At 44.9% G+C, this 1,074-nt stretch carries 2 protein-coding genes; one reads left to right on the plus strand and one right to left on the minus strand.

Annotated features, from left to right (window positions below; all coding sequences use genetic code 11):
• Positions 1 to 780, plus strand: a 780-nt coding sequence (ansA, locus tag R7O12_RS26625) for an asparaginase (protein ID WP_318127077.1), incomplete at its 5' end; no start/stop codon positions are given.
• A gap of 87 nt (positions 781 to 867) precedes the next feature.
• Here the strand turns inward: ansA and R7O12_RS26630 are convergent.
• Positions 868 to 1,074 (minus strand): YeaC family protein (locus tag R7O12_RS26630; protein ID WP_318110860.1); only part of this gene is annotated, 207 nt, incomplete at its 5' end.

The following is a 1,074-nucleotide window of genomic DNA, read 5'->3' on the forward strand; positions in this document are numbered from 1 at the left end:
TACGACAAGTACGATGGTTTCGTTATTCTGCACGGAACTGACACGATGGCTTACACCGCGTCGGCTTTGTCTTTCATGCTAGAAAACCTGGGTAAGCCAGTTATCGTTACTGGTTCTCAAATTCCTTTGGCTGAACTACGCTCTGATGGTCAAGCAAACTTACTAAATGCTCTGCACATCGCAGCAAACTACCCAATCAACGAAGTCACCTTATTCTTCAACAATCAGTTGATGCGTGGCAACCGCAGCACAAAATCTCATGCTGACGGCTTTAATGCATTTACGTCACCAAACTTGCCGCCACTGTTGGAAGCGGGCATCAACATTCAGATTAGCAACAGCATCAAGGTGAACGCGCAACCTGAAGGTGAATTCAAAGTTCACAACATTACTCCTCAACCAATCGGTGTGATCACAATGTATCCGGGTATTTCGCATGAAGTTATCCGCAATACCTTGCTTCAGCCAGTGAATGCAATGATTTTGCTTACCTTTGGTGTGGGTAACGCTCCGCAAAACCCAGAACTACTAGGCCATCTTAAAGAAGCCTCTGAGCGTGGTGTTATTGTGGTCAACCTGACACAATGTTTGGCTGGTAAAGTCAACATGGGCGGTTATGCGACAGGCTGTGCGTTGGCAGATGCAGGCGTAATTAGCGGTTACGATATGACGCCAGAAGCGGCGCTCGCAAAACTGCACTTCTTATTGAGCCAAAAACTGTCTTACGAAGAAGTAAAAGAGAAAATGCAGGAAGTACTGCGTGGCGAAATGAGCCTGTAAGCGCTTCTTCGAATCTCTAACAATGCTTCGAATATAAAAAAAGCCCAATATTGATTGGGCTTTTTACTTTGGCATGAAGTGACAGAATCAATCGAGATTCGGGTTTACACGAACAATGTCACTTTCATCGGTATTGAACTGTTTTTTCAGTTCCTGTTTAGACTTAAAACTGATTTCACCACCAGCCGCAACCGTCATATGTTGCGCCTCGGTATTGTGTTTTGATTGATACAACATCACAGCTTGCATACACGAATCTCGCTGCTCTTTAGAAAGTGTTGTACCCTCAGGCCA

The sequence above is a fragment of the Vibrio sp. Vb1574 genome (genome assembly GCF_033338675.1).